Origin of the sequence: Gemmatimonas sp. UBA7669 (genome assembly GCF_002483225.1) — a bacterium.
GTDB lineage: Bacteria > Gemmatimonadota > Gemmatimonadetes > Gemmatimonadales > Gemmatimonadaceae > Gemmatimonas.
On the sequence record NZ_DLHL01000026.1, the window covers coordinates 16,989 to 33,080 of the forward strand.

A 16,092-nucleotide genomic window follows, 5' to 3' on the forward strand; every position below is an offset into this window, starting at 1 on the left:
TCAGCGCAGCAGAAACCACCACACGGCGCCGCCGGCTGCCGCCAGTGCCGCACCACCTGCGGCCACCCATTTCATGGCACCACCCGATGACGGCACTTCGCCGCGAGGCGCCGCGCCAGCACGCTTGCTGTTGCTCGACGTGGCCGGCTTTCTCGCAGTGCCGCGCACAGGAGCCGAGGCTTCGGTGGAGATGGCCTGCTGTCCCTTGTCGGGTGTGGGTAGCACCACGGCCACGCTGCGCGGGGACTGACGCGGCGGCGTGGGGGGCGCGGTGTCCTTCACCGGCGCCGGGGCCACGGCTTGGGCAGGCGCGACCACGTCATCGACAATGGCGACTGGCTCCGTGACCACGACGGGCGTCATGGCCTCAACGACCTCGACCGGCTCAATGACCGGCGCGGGCTCGACGAGATCAATGGTCGGGTCGTCCACGATGCCATGCTGCACGGTGAAGCCCAGCATGGCCGGTGGTTCATTCACCGGCGCATCCGTTGCCGGTGTTGGCGCAGCGATCATCTCCGCGGTATCGACGATGTCGATTTCGATGTCCACGGCATCCACCATCTCCACCGACTCTACCGTCTCCACCATCTCGACGGTCTCGATGGATTCGACGGCATCGGTGATCTCGATGGTGTCGATGATCTCCACGGTGTCGAGCTGGTTCACCGGCTCGGAGATGGCCGGCACACCAGACGGCGTCGTGCGCAACAACACATCGGTGAGCACCACGGCATCGCGTAGCGGCTGATCTTCCCAGTCGTCGTCGGCGGCAATGCTGCTGTGCACGTACACCGGCGGCACGGGCACCAGCGCAGGCGACGGAGCAGGCGCCGGTGCAGCGGGTGGCACAAGCAACGCATCCACGTCGTCCTGCTGGGCCTGCGCCAAGGCCTCGCGCTCGGCCACCGTGCGCGTGACTTCCGCGAGCACGGCCGAGACCGGCGTCATGGAGGGCGTGGACACATCAGTCGGCATGGGAACTGACACCGGAGCCGGCGGCGCCACTGGCAATCCAACGGGCGGTGTGAGCGACGCCTCCTGCGCCTGACGGGCTCTCACAGCGGCCACACGCGCAAGCAGCGCATCGGCACGCGCGGTAGACAGCTCATGCGCGTCCAGCAGGGCATGCAGGCGCAGCAGCATGGGCTCGGCGTTGGCCGGATGACCGGCCGCGAGGGCAATGCGTGCGCCGTTCTCGAGCACGGTGGCCAGGCGCGCGTCTTCGTCGCCGACACGATGCTCGATGCCCGCGATGGCGCGCTGCACCAGCGCCATGGCCTCGTCTGCGCGACCGGCGGCCGCGAGCATGACGGCCAGATCGGTGCGCGCACGCGCCACCGGCATGCCGTCCTCGCCGGCCAGCGCGACACGCAGGGCGCAGGCCCGCTGTGCCTGCTGAATGGCGTCGTCCAGGCGGCCCGCGCGATACAGGGCCTGCGACAGATTGCCGAGCACCATGGCCAGCGGGTCGTGCGCCGTGGCATCGGCCGGCAACCGGCGCGCCAGGGCATCGGCCGCCGCCGCAAACGCCTCCGCGGCCTCGCTCCACTCCGCGTCGGCGGAAAGGGCGAGGCCTCGGTCGTTGTCTTCCCACCAACTGTCAGCGGGGAGTGCGGGATCGTGCTGGGTCATGCCGGAGTGGACCATACCTTGGCTGACGCGCCGTGACAGGGGGCGTCACGTGTCCAGCCATCTGTCATCAGGATCGTGCCCGGACCGTGATACCCTCGCAGAATGCGAGACGGTCCGCCGCGGAAAAGACTGGCAAGTCGCCACACGATGCGCGTGCAGCCACTCGAGAGGGGGAAGCGCAATATGCCACCGCAACGTCGGCATGCCAGCATCCGCGCAAATTTCGCGTTGACGTGTGCGTGGGATGTCGTAGGTTGGAGACATGTCGCGCCGTGAACTCCCGCTCATGAATATGCCTCGCAGCACTCCGCTACGCAGCACTCCGCTACGCAGCACTCCGCTACGCAGCGCCGCCAGCATATTGGCCACGGTGCTCGCGACCGCCTGCGGTGGGTCGCAGGACACGATCATCCCCAAGGCCACGCCCGAGGAGATCGAAGCCGCCAGCGCACGCGCCGATTCCATGCTGCGTGCACCGGATCGCACGGAGCAGATGCTGGACTCCATGCGGCGGGCCATGGACCGTCAGGTCGACTCGGCCATGGTGACCACCGGCAGCGGCGACGGGACCATTGCCCCGGTACTCACCGAGGCGGGGGCGGCGGCGGTGGCGGCCACGGCGGAACTGGCCGCATCGGCCGGGCGTGAGATGTCGCGCCGCGCGCAGGCCAGGGGCGACTCCATGGCGCGCGCCATTGCCGCACAACTGGCCGCCACTGACGCGAGCTCCGACAGGGCGCGTGGTGACTCCGTACGCGGCGTGCTGGTGTGGCAGGGCGCTGAACCCGCGCGCAACGTGGCGCTCAAGCAGGGCGCGCAGACGGTCACCCTCAGCGGCATGGCCACCGGTGGCCTAAGCAAGCTGGTGGGCACCGAGGTCACGGTGCGTGGGGTCAAGGTCACGCCACGTGATGTGGTGGTGTCGGACTTTGTCGTGCGCGCACACGAGGGGGTGCCGGCGCTCGATGGGATCGTCGAGTCGGATGGCAGCCTGCGGCTGACTGACGGCAGCGGCGTGCGTCGTGTAGTGCTGCCCGAACCGGTGCGCGAGATGACCGGTGCGCGCGTGTGGATTGCGCAGCGCAATGGCCGTACGACCGGTTACGGACTGATCGTACGGCGCTGAGCGCTTTACTCTGATTGCTTGGCGTTGAACGCGCGACGCGGTATCAGCCCGCGTCGCGGATGGCCATCATGGGTGTTTCGCGGTACACATCACGGCTCGTGAGCCAGCCAATGAGCATGGTCAGCAGCAGCATGCCGACCGCAATGATGGCCGTTGGGCCAAGTGCCGCGTCGAAGGGCGTGTCGAACAGGAAGGTCGTGATGCCCCAGGCGCCGCCAAACGAGAGCAGCATGCCCGTGAGTGCACCGAGTGCGCCGAGCGCCGCATACTCCGCCAGCAGCACCCGCGCCACCTGACGGCGCGAAGCGCCCAGGGTGCGCAGCAACACACCTTCCCGCAGTCGGGCCCGGCGCGTGGCGGCCACGGCGCTGAAGAGCACCGGCACACCCATGGCCAGTGAGAAGAGACCGAGGAAGCGAATGGCCAGCGTCACGCGATCGACGATGTTGCCAATGGTCTGACGTACGAGTGTGAGATCGAGACTGGACACGTTGGGGAAACGCCGCACGATGTCACGCTGCACGGTGGACAGGGCATCACCCGCCGGCACGTTGGCAATGAACACGAACTGTTGCGGCGCACGACGTAGCGCGGCCGGTTCGAAGACGGCAAAGAAGTTGGCTTCGAAGCGGCCCCAGTTCACCGTGCGCGTATTGGCCAGCACCGTGCGCACGGGCACCCCCTGCACGTTCCACACGATCGTGTCGCCGACACTCACGCCCAGGTCCTGCGCGAGTTCGGTTTCGAGCGACAGCGCAAACGGTGCATCGGGATTGGCCGCACGCGCGGCATCCCGCTCGGCGGCCGGCGCAAACCACTCGCCACTGGCCAGCGTTTCCGAGGCCGAGATGGAATCGCGATACGTGGAGCGATACTCGCGGCGCAGCGTCCAGCCCGCGCGTCGCACCGTGGTATCCGCCTGCAGCTCGGTCACACTGCGGCCGTTGATGGCATCGATGCGCATGGTGACGATGGGGGTGCGCTGCACCACCTCATGACCGCGCGCCCGGAAGAGCGAGTCCAGCGGCGGGGCCTGGTCGTCCTGCACGTCAAACAACAGCAGGTTGCCCGCGGCTCCGCTGGTGGTGGCCTGCACGGTGCCGAGCAGATTGGCCTGCACGAGATACACGGTGCTGAGCAGGAAGGCGCCAAAGCCCAGCGCGAGGGTGACCGCGCGTGTCTGATTGGCGGGGCGGTGCAGGTTGGCGATGCCCTGACGCAATTCAAACGGCCAGGACGGACGGGTCGTGCGACGCGCGAGTGCAATGAGCAGTGTGGCCGCCACCCAGAGCACACCCACGACGGCCACGATGCCGGCGGTGGTGGCAAGGCCCTCACGCACATTGCCAATGCGCGAGAGCACAATGGCCACGACACTGCCCACCAGCAGGCCGTCCACCAGCAACCGTGCGCCGTCGCGCCATTCACTGGGCAGCGCCGCCGGGTCGGCGTTTCGACGAATGGCCTGCAGCGGCGACACGCGGCGCAGTGCGAGCAGCGGACGCAAGGCAAACACCAGCGACACCCAGACACCGGTGCCGAGTCCCAGCAGCAGCGGCAGGGGCTCGAGCTGAATGGCCACGTCTACGGGCAGGAACTCGCCCGTGACCTTGGGCAGGAGGAACTGCACGGCCACACCCAAGGCGGCGCCGGCCGTGGCGCCAACCAGACCCATGGCCGCCGCCTGCACCACGTACAGCGCCATGACCTGACGACTGGTGGCACCAAGACAGCGCAGCACGGCCACGGTGTCGATCTTGGACGACACAAACGCGTTCACCCCACTGGCCACGCCAATGCCGCCCAACAGCAGCGCAATGAGACCAATCACGCTGAGAAAATCCGCGAGCCGCAGCACGGCCTCGGTGAGGTCCTCCTCGGTGTCGGCCACCGTGCGCACGCGCACACGAGTGGCCGGCGTGCGGGTGCTGAGGCCTGTGGCAGCGGAGGCGGAATCGGTTGTGGCGCTACGCGTATCGCTGCTGCTGTCTGCGGTAGCCAGCGCCGCGCTGCTATCAACACCGAGCGGCAAGGTGACCGTGGTGTCTTCCTCGGCTTCACCACCGCCAGGACCCGCACGTTCGTTGTCGTCACCACGCGCTTCGCGGGCTTCCTGCAGTGCAGCGGCGACCGGATCGATGCGGCGCCGCAGGTTGCGCGCCACAAGGGCCGCACTACTCGTGCTCTGCTGCGACGCGGGGAGCTGCAGCACCATTTCGTATTCGGCGCGACTGCCGAACTGCAGCAGCCCCATGCTCGGCAACCAGCGCTCGGACACATAAATGCGCGGGCCGATGACGGCCGTGATGCCGGCGTCGCCCGGCACATTGCCGAGTGTGCCGGCAATGGTGAAGCGCTGCTTGCCAAGACGCAGGGTGTCGCCCACGCGCGTGTCGAGTGCCACGAGCAGCGAGGCGTCGACAAACGCAATGCTGTCGTCATGCACACGCGCCCAGCCGTCGGCGGGCACGGTTTCCACGGCGCCGTAGAACGGATAGCCGCGCCCCACGGCGCGCACTTGTGCGAGACGTGTGGTGCCAGCGGGTTCGGCCAGCGCCATTGAGGCAAACGTCGTCACGCGAGCCATGGGCACGTTGGCCGTTCGCAGCGAATCGGCAATGGTGTCGATGACGGCCGGGAACGCGTTGCGCGCCTGCAGCGCCATGTCGCCGCCCAAGAGGGCGCGCGACTGATTGCGAATGGAACGCGTGACGTTGCCGGCGAAGGAGTCGATGGCCACGAGGGCCGCGACACCAAACGCAATGGACGACATGTACAGCGCCAACCGGCGGCGGGCCGTGCGACTTTCGCGCCAGGCCAACCTCAGCAAGGTCGCGATGGTCATGCGGGTTGGTCGTGCTGATGGAATACGTCTTCCACGATGACGCCATCACGCAGACGAATGGTGCGCTGCGTGCGCGCGGCGAGGGCCGGGTCGTGTGTGACGAGCACGATGGTGCAGCCGCGCTCGCGATTGAGCGCCTGCAGCAGTTCCACGATGCGCTCGCCGGTGCTGCCGTCGAGATTGCCCGTGGGTTCGTCGGCGAAGAGAATGCGCGGCTCGTTCACGAAGGCGCGGGCCAGCGCCACACGCTGCTGCTCACCGCCCGAGAGTTGCTGCGGGAAGTGGTGAATGCGGTCGCCCAGCCCCACGCGGGTGAGCAGGTCGGTGGCGCGTGTGGCCGCTTCGCGCACCGTGCCGGTGCCCGAGAGCTCGAGCGGCACCTGCACATTCTCGAGCGCCGTGAGCGTGGGAATGAGCTGGAAGCTCTGAAACACGAAGCCCACTTTCTCGCCGCGCAGCTTCGCCCGTGCGTCTTCGTCCAGCGTATTGAGGTCGACCCCATCGAGGGACACCGAGCCCTGCGACGGGGTATCGAGTCCGGCAAGCAGGCCGAGCAGGGTGGTCTTGCCGCTGCCGGAGGGGCCGACGATGGACACAAAGGCCCCGGCCGGTACGTCAAAGGACACATGATCCAGCACCGTCAGATGCTGGGTGCCGGACTTATACTCCTTGGTCAACCCACGAGCGACGAGCATGCGAGAGCAATCAGAGGGGAACCGACGTCGGATGGCCGTGGCGGCGCTGCTGATGGCAGCAGGCACCGCGATGGCGTGCAGTGACGGGGCAGCGGCGCGTGCGGACAGCACGGGTGCAGCGGCCTCGGCCAGAGCGGAGAATACACCGGATAACGCGAAAGAGCCGGCTTCACGTGCCCCGCGGCTGGTCATTCTCGGGACGAGTCTGACGGCGGGCCTTGGCCTGCCACCGGAGAAGGCCTACCCGTCGGTGCTGCAGGCGCTGGCCGATTCGGCCGGCGTGCCGGTGCGCATCGTCAACGCGGGGCTCAGCGGCGAGACCTCGGCGGGGGCGCTGCGCCGCGCGGGCTGGGTGCTGGACCAGCCGGCTGATGTCGTGGTGCTGGAGGTGGGTGCCAATGACGGGCTGCGGGGTGTGGACCCCGACTCGACCTACGCCAACCTGCTGGGGCTGATCGACAGTGTGCGCACGCAGCAGCCGGGGGCCAGGGTGGCTCTGGTGCAGATGGAAGCGCCCACGAACCTCGGGCCGCAGTATACGCGGGCCTTTCACGAGGCCTACGTGAAGGCGGCGGCGGCCCGGCAGGTGCCCCTGCTGCCCTTCCTGCTGGAAGGGGTGGCCGGGGTGGCGGCGCTCAACCAGGGCGACGGCATTCACCCCAATGCCGAGGGGGCGCGTCGGGTGGCGGCCACCCTGTGGACGGGTATCCGGCCGTTGCTGGCGTCTGATGGCGCCAAGGCGGATTCGGCGGGGTCGGGGGCCACGGTCCGATAGGCGGGCAGGCCCTACCGGAGGGCGGCCAGGGGGCCTATGTTTCGAGGCTGCACCGGTTTCCGGTCCAAACCCGACGTTCAACCTGCGCGCAGGTCTTTCTTATGGCTTTCTCCGCAACGCAAATCCGCCGCGGCATGGTCCTCGTGTTCGAGGGCGATCCGTGCCGGGTCATCGAGTTCCGTCACCACACGCCGGGCAACCTGCGCGCGATGGTGCAGGCGAAGCTCAAGAACCTGCGCACGGGTTCGAGCTTCGAGCATCGTTTCCGTGCCGCGGACACGATCGTGAAGGCGGACATGGAAACGCACGAGCTCGAGTTCCTGTATCAAGGCGGCGACTCGTACCACTTCATGAACGCCGAGAACTACGACCAGATCGAGCTCGACGAAGAAGCGTTGGGTGATTCGGCCCCGTGGATGCAGCCGGGTCTCAAGATCCTGGCCGAGTACTACAACGGCCGGCCGATCGGCATCCAGCTCCCGAACTCGCTCGTGTTCGAGATCGTGGACACGGCGCCGGTGGTGCGTGGTGCGACCAAGACGGCGTCGTCGAAGCCGGCCAAGCTGGAGAACGGCGTGACGGTGAACGTGCCGGAGTTCGTGGAGCAGGGCACGCGCGTGCGTGTCAATCCGAACACCGGTGAGTACCTCGACCGCGCGAAGGACTGAGCGGGAGAGTCAGGCGGGCGGGGCGGCAAAGTTTTTTGACAGAAGAGCCCGCCCCCCGCTTGAAATCTTCGCGGCGACCGGTTAGCCTTGGCGTCTCCTGTGGAACGCAGCCGGTTGCTGAAGCGGTGACTGCAGGGGCACGAGCGGTGGTTCGCTGCAGCTCGTCATGGTGGCCGTAGCTCAATCGGTTAGAGCACCGGATTGTGGTTCCGGGGGTTGCGGGTTCGATTCCCGTCGGTCACCCTGAGTCACACTGGCGAGTAGCGGGGCGCGGAAATCGTGACCAACGCCGCTCTCCGGAGGTCCGTAGCTCAATTGGTAGAGCACCGGTCTCCAAAACCGGCGGTTGGGGGTTCGATTCCCTCCGGGCCTGTTACAACAGCAGCTTGGAGTTGTGAGCTGTGAGGTTTGAGTGCTCTACTCAGAGCTCAAAGCTCATCACTCGTAGCTGCAGTTTGGCGGTATCGTCTAGGGGACTAGGACACAGCCCTCTCAAGGCTGGAACACGGGTTCGAATCCCGTTACCGCTATCGCTGGCTTTGCAGGTCCGGGACCGGAAGGCCGGTGCAGTGCATACGGCTCCATCGTCTATCGGTTAGGACGCGACCCTTTCAAGGTCGAGAGACGGGTTCGATTCCCGTTGGAGCTATCGAAGGTGCAGGAACGCAGGTGCAGGTGTTGTTGGGGGGCGTAGCTCAGTTTGGTTAGAGCACTCGACTGTCACTCGAGAGGTCGCGGGTTCGAGCCCCGTCGCTCCCGTCAGCAGTATGGCTCGCAGGTTGCAGGTGCATGACGCAGGTGCAGGACAGCAGTCCGCGTGTGCCGGTTCGGGCATCGGAGTGCCAGCGCTCTGGTGGTGAAATTGGTAGACACGCCGTCTTGAGGGGGCGGTGCCGCAAGGCGTCGCGGTTCGAGTCCGCGCCAGAGCATGCCTCTCTGCAGTCGAAGGTTCGCAGTACCTCAGTACCGCCACAGTAGCTCAGTGGTAGAGCACCCGATTCGTAATCGGGCGGTCATCGGTTCAATCCCGATCTGTGGCTCTTCAAACGATGGACAGCACGCGGCTTCCGATAGTGTCGGAGGCCGCGTGTTTTTTTTGTGTCGCATGCAGACAGTGCATAGTGAGTCATGCTGTGGCATGCGCGTGTGTTCGCGGGGTAGGGCCTGGCAAGCCGATGCGTGTTGGCATGGGCGTGATGTGCGATGCGCTGCGCGGGATGCGCGACGCGCGACGTGCGACGCGTGATATCGCCGAGGCCATTCGGGCCGTCGGCCGGGTCCAGAAATACGAGGTGGCGGTGCAGCAGGCGAACATGGGTCGGAGGACGGTGGTGTGCGCGGCAAGCGTGTTGCTGAGCGCCGTGATCACGGGCTGCAACTCCAGCACGGGGACGGACACGCCCAACGGGCGCATTCCCACGTCGCTGGTCATGGGCGCCGGTGTGGACGGCCAGGTTGCCAACGTGGGTTCCGCCGTGCCGACCCTGCCCAGTGTGATCGTGCGTGACCAGGACGGTCAGCCGCTGCCCGGTTCGGTGGTGTTGTGGGCGGTGCGCAGCGGTGGCGGCACGGTGGGCTTTGCCAGCAGCGCTGCCGACTCGCTGGGGCGCGCGAGCACTTCGTGGGTTCTGGGGCGCAGCGCCGGTACGCAGGTGCTGGCCGCACTGCTCACCACCGGCGATTCGCTGCGCATTGCGGCGACGGCCCGCGCGCTCGCGCCCAACACCTTTGAACTGATGGACGGCGACAATCAGGAGCTCGCTGCCGGCGCGCAGTCCGCCCCGCTCGTCGTGCGGGCGCAGGACGTGTATCTCAATCCGGTCGCCGATGCCGTCGTGCGCTGGCAGACCTCGGCTGGCGTGCTCGAGGCGCACAGTGTGCGGACCTCGGCGGCAGGCACGGCCTCGGTGCGGGTGACCATGCCGCAATCCACGTTGCCCGAGGGCGTGGTGCGTGTGACGGCACGCCTCGAGAACGGCGCCTCGCTGGAGTTTGTGCTGCGGCAGCGGCGCTGAGCGGCTTGCCGGCTGAGTGGTTAGCCGCCGAGTCGGTGGTCGGCGGGGCCTTTACCGGGGCGGGGCGGCGGGAGTAGCTTGTGACTTGGAACGCGGTGCGGTTGGCCGCGCTTCGCGGGCGTAATTCAGTTGGTAGAATGCCAGCTTCCCAAGCTGGACGTCGCCGGTTCGAGCCCGGTCGCCCGCTCTCGCAGCACTCGAAGTCAGACTGGTGGTTACGGCAAAGGCACCCGGAAACGGGTGCCTTTTTCGTTCGTGATCACACCAAACGTCACACAAGTCTGCGGGGGCCAATTGATTGACGTGGCGGTGCGCTACCTCCAGTGGCTAGCGGGAACGGCTGGATGTTATTACGTTGGTTATAACGTCAAGTCGGAGCTTTCATGCCCAAGATCGAGACCTACAGCGCCAGCCCGGCGCAGATCGGCAACTCACGCGGCTACCGGATGGACGCCGCGCTCTTTCAAGCACACCCCGAGTTGCATGAGGGCAGCTTCGAGGCCGCCTACCTCGGCGCGGGCACGATCCTGTTGCGGCCGCGCACGCCGGATCCCGCGAAGGGGCGTGTTGGCGATGGCGCAGACGACATCGATCCCGTCGCCGCCGCGTATCTCGCTTGGAGCGAGCGGACCATGATCGAGCAGCCGAACCTCTTGCGTGAGATGTCGATGCGCGAGTTTGCGCTCGCGGAAGCGCTCATCGCGGGAATGCGGGTCGACCTCGACCGCGACCGTCTCCCGGACGACTTCGAGCTTCCGTGACGGATCTCCTCGTTCGGGCAGGCCAGCATGCCGGCTCGTAAGCGTGCCAAAGCAAAGGAGGCGCCGCCGCAAGCGGCGCCTCTCGTGCTCAATGGCTGGACATTCGTGGCGTGGCCGGACTTCGACGAGCGCTGGCGCGCCTTGATCACCACCGTCGCCGCACAGCGCGTGGCCAGCCCCACGGGTCCCCTGTCAACTCCGGAGGCCACCGTGCTTGCCGCGCTGGTGCGTCTGTTGAGGGACCACATCGCACGCGATCCGAACGCAGCAGACTACCGACTCAAGGCCAACCTCAGCGCATGGCGCCGGGTAAAGTTCCTTGGGCGCCTTCGCTTGTTCTATCGCTTCAGCTCCGCCCATCAGCTTGTCGTGCTGACGTGGCTGAACGATGAGAAGACACTTCGAAAGGACGGAGCGACGTCCGACCCCTATCAGGTGTTCGCCGGGATGCTCTCACGCGGCGAAGTGCCGGAGACGTGGGGCGCTTTGGTGGCCGGGGCGAAAACGCTGCACGCGCCGCTCCCCGACAAGGGCCGGTAAGCGCGCGGCGCCGGCGGAGGTACCGCGCCCACCGTCGATGTGGATCTGGAGAATCTGGCCACAGCCACCGTGTCGCAACACATTGGGTTTGGGAAACGTCCAACTCCCCTCTCCTTCGGTGGAGTCACGGTGGTGACGTATGATCCTTCAACTGCTATCTCAACTCACAGTGCTAGCAAGAGCCACACGTCGCATGAATTCAAATCACGAACCCTCAGAATGGCGAGGCTCGATGATTTGGCCCTACCGGAGTGTCGTGGAGGGACGCGGGCCCTGCCACTCCACGACAGTCTGGCAACTCCACCCGGCATATATGTCACGCCAACTCGCGCCAAAGTCGCCGAGGCGCTAGAAGATCTGACCCATCGCCCCCTCGGCGAGTTCGAGTGTGTGCGTGGTGAATGTGTAGCGTCCCGGTTGGAACACATCCGTAACTCGGTAGATCCGTTCAATGCCAACGGGATTGAAAATGTGGAGTCGCACCTCCACGCCGTGCTCGGTGTGCGTCACCCGTGGCGGCCAGTCTTCGCGGTCGCGATGCCGCCAGGTCCATTGGTTGCTCTGCAGATTGTCGGCCGTTTTCCGCCGACCGCGATTGTCGCGGGATTGGGCGGGCGGTTTGCCAAGCAACTGACACGCACCCCAACTCACGCCGTGCCAGAGCGCAGCGAACTCGCATAGCTCGCGATAGAGCAACGACGCGCTCAGGTATGACAGCGGGGAGCCGTCACCCTCGATGGCATCCATGACGTGGTCGAGCGCCGAGGGCGGCCGTGGTACGTTGAAGAAGTCGACCAAGGTCTGGCACTGCTCCGGGGGCGGAAACGGCGAGTGCGCCGGCGTGGCATACACCACGCCGTTACCGTCATGACCTGATCGAAAACAGTACGCGTGCAAGGCATGATCCGGCCTGATACGCAGTGTGTCGAACGCCCCCAGCACACGCATCGGCGAAACCGGGCTGATGGACCAGCCCTGAGGCAGGTCCCCTGGCAACCGTGCTGCACGCTGTGCCTTACGGCGCAGGGCCTTCGCCCTGCCGGTGGCAATACTCACGGTGGACACAGGATTCAGCTCCTTGCACGCTAGATCGACGGGCTTCAGGTGGTTGGCCGCCTTGGTACCACGACGCCGCTCGGAGCCTGTGGGCAACGGGTCGAGCGATCAGCGAGGCAAGGCAATCGTGGAACCCTACTTGACATAGCCCTGGGGGGTATGCGATACTATACCCTATAGGGGTATTGCTTCCCCTTCTCGCGCTGCACTTCGCAGCGCAGCCTCAACCGGAGACCCAGTCCATGGACAGCACCAATACTCGCGCCACGCTCACCATCAGCGGCATGAGCTGCGGCCACTGCGTATCGGCCGTCAAGCAGGCCCTCGGAGAACTGAACGGTGTGACCATCGAACAGGTGGCCATCGGCTCAGCCACTGTGCGGTACGACCCCGCGGTGGTGCAGCCGTCGGCCATCGCCGATGCCGTAAGCGACGCGGGCTACACGGCCAGCATCAACTGATCGCACACGCGATCCGCCACACGGAGACGACCATGATCAACGGAACGGACTGGCTCGTGATTGGCGCGGGGCTCGCCGCCATTTCGTGGGTGAACTGGTACTTCTTCCTCGCCGGTCGGACGCCGGTGCCGGTGGCGATGTCTGTCGCGGCGTCGTCGCCACGTTCGACGTCGAGCATGGAGGCGGCGCCGAGCGGGCCCACGGAGCACACCATCGTGGTGGACGGCGGTTACAGCCCCGCCGTGCTGCAGGTTGAGGCTGGGCGTCCGCTGCGCCTGGTGTTCGATAGAAGGGACAGCGGCAGCTGCTCGGAGGAGGTCGTCTTCCCCGAGTTCGGCATTCGCAAGTTCCTCCCCAGTGGCAAGCGCACGGTCGTTGAGGTCACGCCGCCGAAGGCGGGACGCTACGACTTCACCTGCGGAATGAGCATGCTCCGCGGCACACTCGTCGTCACCGACTGAGCGTGCAACCGCGCGCCCACGGCGCGCAGGATGCAGGGAGACTTCATGAGTACCACAACCACAGCCACCCAAACCAGCGCCACTGATGGCGCGCGCAATACCGGCGCCAGTGAAACCGTGCGCATCCCGGTGAGCGGCATGACCTGCGCCGCGTGCTCGGCTCGTGTGCAGCGTGCCCTCGAAAAGCAGCCCGGCGTTGCCGACGCGAATGTGAATCTGATGATGAAGACGGCCACCGTGCACTTCGACCCCCGTGTGGTGTCGGCGGAGCGCCTCGTCAGCACCATCGAAGCCACCGGGTATGGCGCGCAACTGGCCTCGCCGGATCAGACGGCCTTCGAGGAGCAGGAGGCGCGCGATCGTGCGTCGGCCGAAGAGTTCACGGAGCTCCGTCGCAAGGCTATCGTGAGTGGTGTGGCCGGTGTGGTCGCGATGATCGTGTCCATGCCGCTCATGGCGCCGGGCGTCTCGGACATGGCGGGAGGGCATGCGCATACCGGCGTGGTGGCCGATCCGTTCATGCGCTGGGCCATGGAGTCGCTGTCGCCGGCGCTGCGCGCCGTCATGCCGTGGCTCTACGCCATCCCCGCGTCGGTGATTTCGTGGAGTTTGCTCTTGGTGACGCTTGGGGTGATGGCCTGGGCGGGCCGGCACTTCTACACGCGGGCCTGGGCGGCTTTCCGTCATCACTCGGCGGACATGAACACGTTGGTGGCGGTGGGTACGGGCGCGGCCTTCGTGTACTCGGTGCTGGCCACCGTGGCGCCCACGTTCTTCACGTCGCGTGGTGTGGCGCCCGATGTGTACTACGAGGCGGTCATCATCATCATCGCGCTCATTCTCACGGGCAATGCGTTCGAGGCGCGCGCAAAGAAGCAGACGGCGTCGGCGCTGCGCGCGCTGGTGCAGTTGCAGCCCAAGACGGCGCGCGTGCTGCGGCAGGATGTAGACGGACGCGAGGTGGAAGTTGATGCGCCCATCGAGACGCTGGAGGCGGGCGAGACGGTGATCGTGCGGCCTGGAGAGCGGGTGCCGGTGGATGGCGTGCTGCTCTCCGGTGAAAGCGCGGTGGACGAAAGCATGCTCACCGGTGAGTCGCTCCCGGTGGCCAAGCGCGCGGGTGATGCGGTCATTGGCGGCACGATCAACCGCACGGGAGCCTTTCATTATCGGGCCACGACCTTGGGTGCCGACAGTGTGCTGGCGCGCATTGTGCAACTGATGCGTGATGCACAGGGCAGTCGGGCACCCATCCAGAAACTGGCCGATCGCATCAGCGGCATCTTTGTGCCGGTGGTGTTGTCGCTGGCCATTGCCACGTTTGTGGTGTGGTACGTGGCGGCTGACACGGCGCCGGCGGTGCGCGCGTTTGCGGCGGCGGTGGCGGTGCTCATCATCGCCTGCCCCTGCGCCATGGGCCTGGCTGTGCCAACGGCGGTCATGGTGTCTACGGGCAAGGGCGCGGAACTCGGTGTGCTCATCAAGGGTGGCGAGGCGCTGCAGCGTGCAGGAGACCTGGGCACGATTGTACTCGACAAAACCGGCACGGTGACGGAAGGACGGCCGACGGTGACGGACTTCGTGCCTGCGCCATCGAGCACCATGGATGCGGCGCAGGTGCTGCAACTTGTGGCGTCGCTGGAAACACTCTCGGAGCATCCGCTGGCCGACGCCATCGTCAAACATGCGCGTGATGCGGGGCGTACGCTTTCGGTGCCCGAAGCGTTTGAGTCACGCACGGGACGCGGCGCGATTGGTGTGGTGGAGGGCCTGGCGCTGGCAGTGGGGAACGCGCAGTTGATGGCGGACTACGCGGTGGACGTGTCGCCGCTTTCGCATGACGCCGAGCGACTGGCGGGTGATGGGAAGACGCCCATGTACGTGGCGGTGGATGGTGCCCTGGCGGCGGTGATAGCCGTTGCCGATCCCATCAAGCCGAGCTCGCGTGAGGCCATTGCACGCTTCCATGCGCTGGGCCTCCAGGTGGTCATGCTCACGGGCGACAATCGGCGCACGGCGGAGGCCGTGGCCAGAGCCGCTGGCATTGACCGTGTGGTGGCCGAGGTGCTGCCCGACGGCAAGGTGGCGGAGATCGAGCGGCTGCAGCGCACGGGGCAGGTGGTGGCCATGGTTGGAGATGGGATCAACGATGCGCCGGCGTTGGCCAAGGCCGATGTGGGCATGGCCATCGGCACGGGCACGGACATCGCCGTGGAGGCTGGCGATGTGGTGCTCATGCGTGGCGATCTGCGCTCGGCAGCGCAGGCCGTGGAGTTGTCGCGTCGTACCATGCGCACGATGAAGCAGAATCTGTTCTGGGCGTTCATCTACAACGTCATTGGCATTCCGATCGCGGCGGGTGTGCTGTATCCGGCGTTCGGTCTGCTGCTCAGTCCCATTCTGGCCAGCGCCGCGATGGCGTTCAGCTCCGTCAGTGTGGTCACCAACAGCTTGAGGTTGCGTCATGCACGAATCGCATAGGGTGCTCAACGTCGTGGAGGACGAATCGGAACCCCGAAAGGCCCACGGTGTGGACCCCGATATCAAGGCGCGCAACCTCAAGCGTTTGCGGCGCATCGAGGGACAGGTGCGCGGCATTCAGAAGATGGTGGAGGAGGACCGCTACTGCGGCGACATCATGACGCAGATCTCGTCGGTGCACGAGGCGCTGCGCGCGGTGGGGCGGGAGCTCATGCGCAACCATCTCAAGCACTGCGCCACGCATGCCATTCACAGCGGGCCTGAAGAAGCCAACGCGATGTATGACGAGTTGGTAGAGATGATGTACAAGCACAGTCGGTGAGACCTGGTATCTTTCCCCCCTCCGCGCCATCGTCGAGCGATGGCCACTCCCCAGTGACAAGAGGAAAACGCGATGAGCCTGCGCATGCACGTGATGAGTGTGATGGTGGACGACCAGCGCAAGGCGTTGGCGTTCTACACCGACGTGTTGGGATTCGTGAAGAAGACGGAGATCCCGATGGGTGAGGTGAGCTGGCTGACAGTGGTGTCGCCCGATGCACCCAACGGTGTCTAGTCCTGAAAAATGTCTAC

At 66.3% G+C, this 16,092-nt stretch carries 14 protein-coding genes, 8 tRNA genes and 1 pseudogene; 19 read left to right on the forward strand and 4 right to left on the reverse strand.

Annotated elements, in window-relative coordinates; genetic code table 11:
* Entirely contained in the window at nt 1–1,635 is a 1,635-nt protein-coding gene (locus B2747_RS07360; RefSeq protein ID WP_291158556.1) for a tetratricopeptide repeat protein, read from the reverse strand.
* A gap of 262 nt (nt 1,636–1,897) precedes the next feature.
* Between B2747_RS07360 and B2747_RS07365 the strand changes: the two genes are divergently transcribed.
* Nucleotides 1,898–2,761: a hypothetical protein gene (locus B2747_RS07365; protein WP_291158558.1), complete on the forward strand. Its 864-nt coding sequence runs from the start codon at nt 1,898–1,900 to the stop codon at nt 2,759–2,761.
* Nucleotides 2,762–2,804: 43 nt separating this feature from the next.
* On the opposite strand, the gene B2747_RS07370 is transcribed toward B2747_RS07365, so the two are convergent.
* Nucleotides 2,805–5,606: an ABC transporter permease gene (locus B2747_RS07370; protein WP_291158560.1), complete on the reverse strand. Its 2,802-nt coding sequence runs from the start codon at nt 5,604–5,606 to the stop codon at nt 2,805–2,807.
* Complete coding sequence (locus tag B2747_RS07375) at nt 5,603–6,301, reverse strand: ABC transporter ATP-binding protein (protein ID WP_291158562.1); 699 nt, start codon at nt 6,299–6,301, stop codon at nt 5,603–5,605. The genes B2747_RS07370 and B2747_RS07375 overlap by 4 nt, the downstream gene beginning before the upstream one ends.
* On the opposite strand from B2747_RS07375, the gene B2747_RS07380 reads away from it, so the two are divergent.
* The 13 genes from B2747_RS07380 to B2747_RS07440 all read left to right on the forward strand — a co-directional run bounded on the left by B2747_RS07380 (nt 6,300) and on the right by B2747_RS07440 (nt 11,060).
* Nucleotides 6,300–7,076: an arylesterase gene (locus B2747_RS07380; RefSeq protein ID WP_291158564.1), complete on the forward strand. Its 777-nt coding sequence runs from the start codon at nt 6,300–6,302 to the stop codon at nt 7,074–7,076. The two genes, B2747_RS07375 and B2747_RS07380, sit on opposite strands and share 2 nt — an antisense overlap.
* A gap of 101 nt (nt 7,077–7,177) precedes the next feature.
* Complete coding sequence (efp, locus tag B2747_RS07385) at nt 7,178–7,744, forward strand: elongation factor P (RefSeq protein ID WP_291158566.1); 567 nt, start codon at nt 7,178–7,180, stop codon at nt 7,742–7,744.
* Between the two features lie 169 nt (nt 7,745–7,913).
* Nucleotides 7,914–7,987: transfer RNA gene (locus B2747_RS07390), tRNA-His, on the forward strand.
* A gap of 57 nt (nt 7,988–8,044) precedes the next feature.
* A tRNA-Trp gene (locus tag B2747_RS07395) sits at nt 8,045–8,117 on the forward strand.
* A gap of 84 nt (nt 8,118–8,201) precedes the next feature.
* A tRNA-Glu gene (locus B2747_RS07400) sits at nt 8,202–8,274 on the forward strand.
* A 47-nt stretch (nt 8,275–8,321) separates the two neighbouring features.
* Nucleotides 8,322–8,393 (forward strand) — tRNA-Glu (locus B2747_RS07405).
* 35 nt (nt 8,394–8,428) lie between these two features.
* Nucleotides 8,429–8,503 (forward strand) — tRNA-Asp (locus B2747_RS07410).
* A gap of 88 nt (nt 8,504–8,591) precedes the next feature.
* Nucleotides 8,592–8,673: transfer RNA gene (locus tag B2747_RS07415), tRNA-Leu, on the forward strand.
* Between the two features lie 39 nt (nt 8,674–8,712).
* Nucleotides 8,713–8,784: transfer RNA gene (locus tag B2747_RS07420), tRNA-Thr, on the forward strand.
* 135 nt (nt 8,785–8,919) lie between these two features.
* A complete protein-coding gene (locus tag B2747_RS07425) occupies nt 8,920–9,759 on the forward strand; it encodes an Ig-like domain-containing protein (protein ID WP_291158568.1) in 840 nt (279 codons plus the stop codon).
* Nucleotides 9,760–9,873: 114 nt separating this feature from the next.
* Nucleotides 9,874–9,946 (forward strand) — tRNA-Gly (locus B2747_RS07430).
* 196 nt (nt 9,947–10,142) lie between these two features.
* On the forward strand, nt 10,143–10,520 hold the full coding sequence (locus tag B2747_RS07435) for a hypothetical protein (RefSeq protein WP_291158570.1): 378 nt from the start codon (nt 10,143–10,145) through the stop codon (nt 10,518–10,520).
* 27 nt (nt 10,521–10,547) lie between these two features.
* Complete coding sequence (locus tag B2747_RS07440) at nt 10,548–11,060, forward strand: type II toxin-antitoxin system YhaV family toxin (RefSeq protein ID WP_291158572.1); 513 nt, start codon at nt 10,548–10,550, stop codon at nt 11,058–11,060.
* A gap of 348 nt (nt 11,061–11,408) precedes the next feature.
* Here the strand turns inward: B2747_RS07440 and B2747_RS07445 are convergent, their stop codons facing one another.
* Nucleotides 11,409–12,125, reverse strand: a complete 717-nt coding sequence (locus B2747_RS07445; protein WP_291158574.1) for a hypothetical protein — start codon at nt 12,123–12,125, stop codon at nt 11,409–11,411.
* Between the two features lie 233 nt (nt 12,126–12,358).
* Here B2747_RS07445 and B2747_RS07450 point away from each other — a divergent pair, with 233 nt between their 5' ends.
* The 5 genes and pseudogenes from B2747_RS07450 to B2747_RS07470 form a co-directional block, all read left to right on the forward strand.
* Entirely contained in the window at nt 12,359–12,577 is a 219-nt protein-coding gene (locus tag B2747_RS07450; RefSeq protein ID WP_291158576.1) for a heavy-metal-associated domain-containing protein, read from the forward strand.
* A 32-nt stretch (nt 12,578–12,609) separates the two neighbouring features.
* A complete protein-coding gene (locus B2747_RS07455) occupies nt 12,610–13,038 on the forward strand; it encodes a cupredoxin domain-containing protein (RefSeq protein ID WP_291158577.1) in 429 nt (142 codons plus the stop codon).
* 45 nt (nt 13,039–13,083) lie between these two features.
* Nucleotides 13,084–15,519 (forward strand): heavy metal translocating P-type ATPase, encoded by a 2,436-nt coding sequence (locus tag B2747_RS07460; RefSeq protein WP_291158578.1) that lies wholly within the window; start codon nt 13,084–13,086, stop codon nt 15,517–15,519.
* Complete coding sequence (locus tag B2747_RS07465) at nt 15,503–15,841, forward strand: metal-sensitive transcriptional regulator (RefSeq protein ID WP_291158580.1); 339 nt, start codon at nt 15,503–15,505, stop codon at nt 15,839–15,841. Before B2747_RS07460 ends, B2747_RS07465 begins: the two co-directional genes overlap by 17 nt.
* Before the next feature lie 78 nt (nt 15,842–15,919).
* Nucleotides 15,920–16,069: pseudogene (locus tag B2747_RS07470) on the forward strand (VOC family protein); the annotation flags it as partial.
* Nucleotides 16,070–16,092 lie beyond the last annotated feature (23 nt).

Coding starts and splice junctions, on each gene's coding strand:
- B2747_RS07360 (WP_291158556.1), bottom strand. CDS start 1,635: ATGACCCAGCACGATCCCGCACTCCCCGCTGACAGTTGGTGGGAAGAC.
- B2747_RS07365 (WP_291158558.1), top strand. CDS start 1,898: ATGTCGCGCCGTGAACTCCCGCTCATGAATATGCCTCGCAGCACTCCG.
- B2747_RS07370 (WP_291158560.1), bottom strand. CDS start 5,606: ATGACCATCGCGACCTTGCTGAGGTTGGCCTGGCGCGAAAGTCGCACG.
- B2747_RS07380 (WP_291158564.1), top strand. CDS start 6,300: ATGCGAGAGCAATCAGAGGGGAACCGACGTCGGATGGCCGTGGCGGCG.
- B2747_RS07375 (WP_291158562.1), bottom strand. CDS start 6,301: ATGCTCGTCGCTCGTGGGTTGACCAAGGAGTATAAGTCCGGCACCCAG.
- efp (WP_291158566.1), top strand. CDS start 7,178: ATGGCTTTCTCCGCAACGCAAATCCGCCGCGGCATGGTCCTCGTGTTC.
- B2747_RS07425 (WP_291158568.1), top strand. CDS start 8,920: ATGCGTGTTGGCATGGGCGTGATGTGCGATGCGCTGCGCGGGATGCGC.
- B2747_RS07435 (WP_291158570.1), top strand. CDS start 10,143: ATGCCCAAGATCGAGACCTACAGCGCCAGCCCGGCGCAGATCGGCAAC.
- B2747_RS07440 (WP_291158572.1), top strand. CDS start 10,548: ATGCCGGCTCGTAAGCGTGCCAAAGCAAAGGAGGCGCCGCCGCAAGCG.
- B2747_RS07450 (WP_291158576.1), top strand. CDS start 12,359: ATGGACAGCACCAATACTCGCGCCACGCTCACCATCAGCGGCATGAGC.
- B2747_RS07455 (WP_291158577.1), top strand. CDS start 12,610: ATGATCAACGGAACGGACTGGCTCGTGATTGGCGCGGGGCTCGCCGCC.
- B2747_RS07460 (WP_291158578.1), top strand. CDS start 13,084: ATGAGTACCACAACCACAGCCACCCAAACCAGCGCCACTGATGGCGCG.
- B2747_RS07465 (WP_291158580.1), top strand. CDS start 15,503: ATGCACGAATCGCATAGGGTGCTCAACGTCGTGGAGGACGAATCGGAA.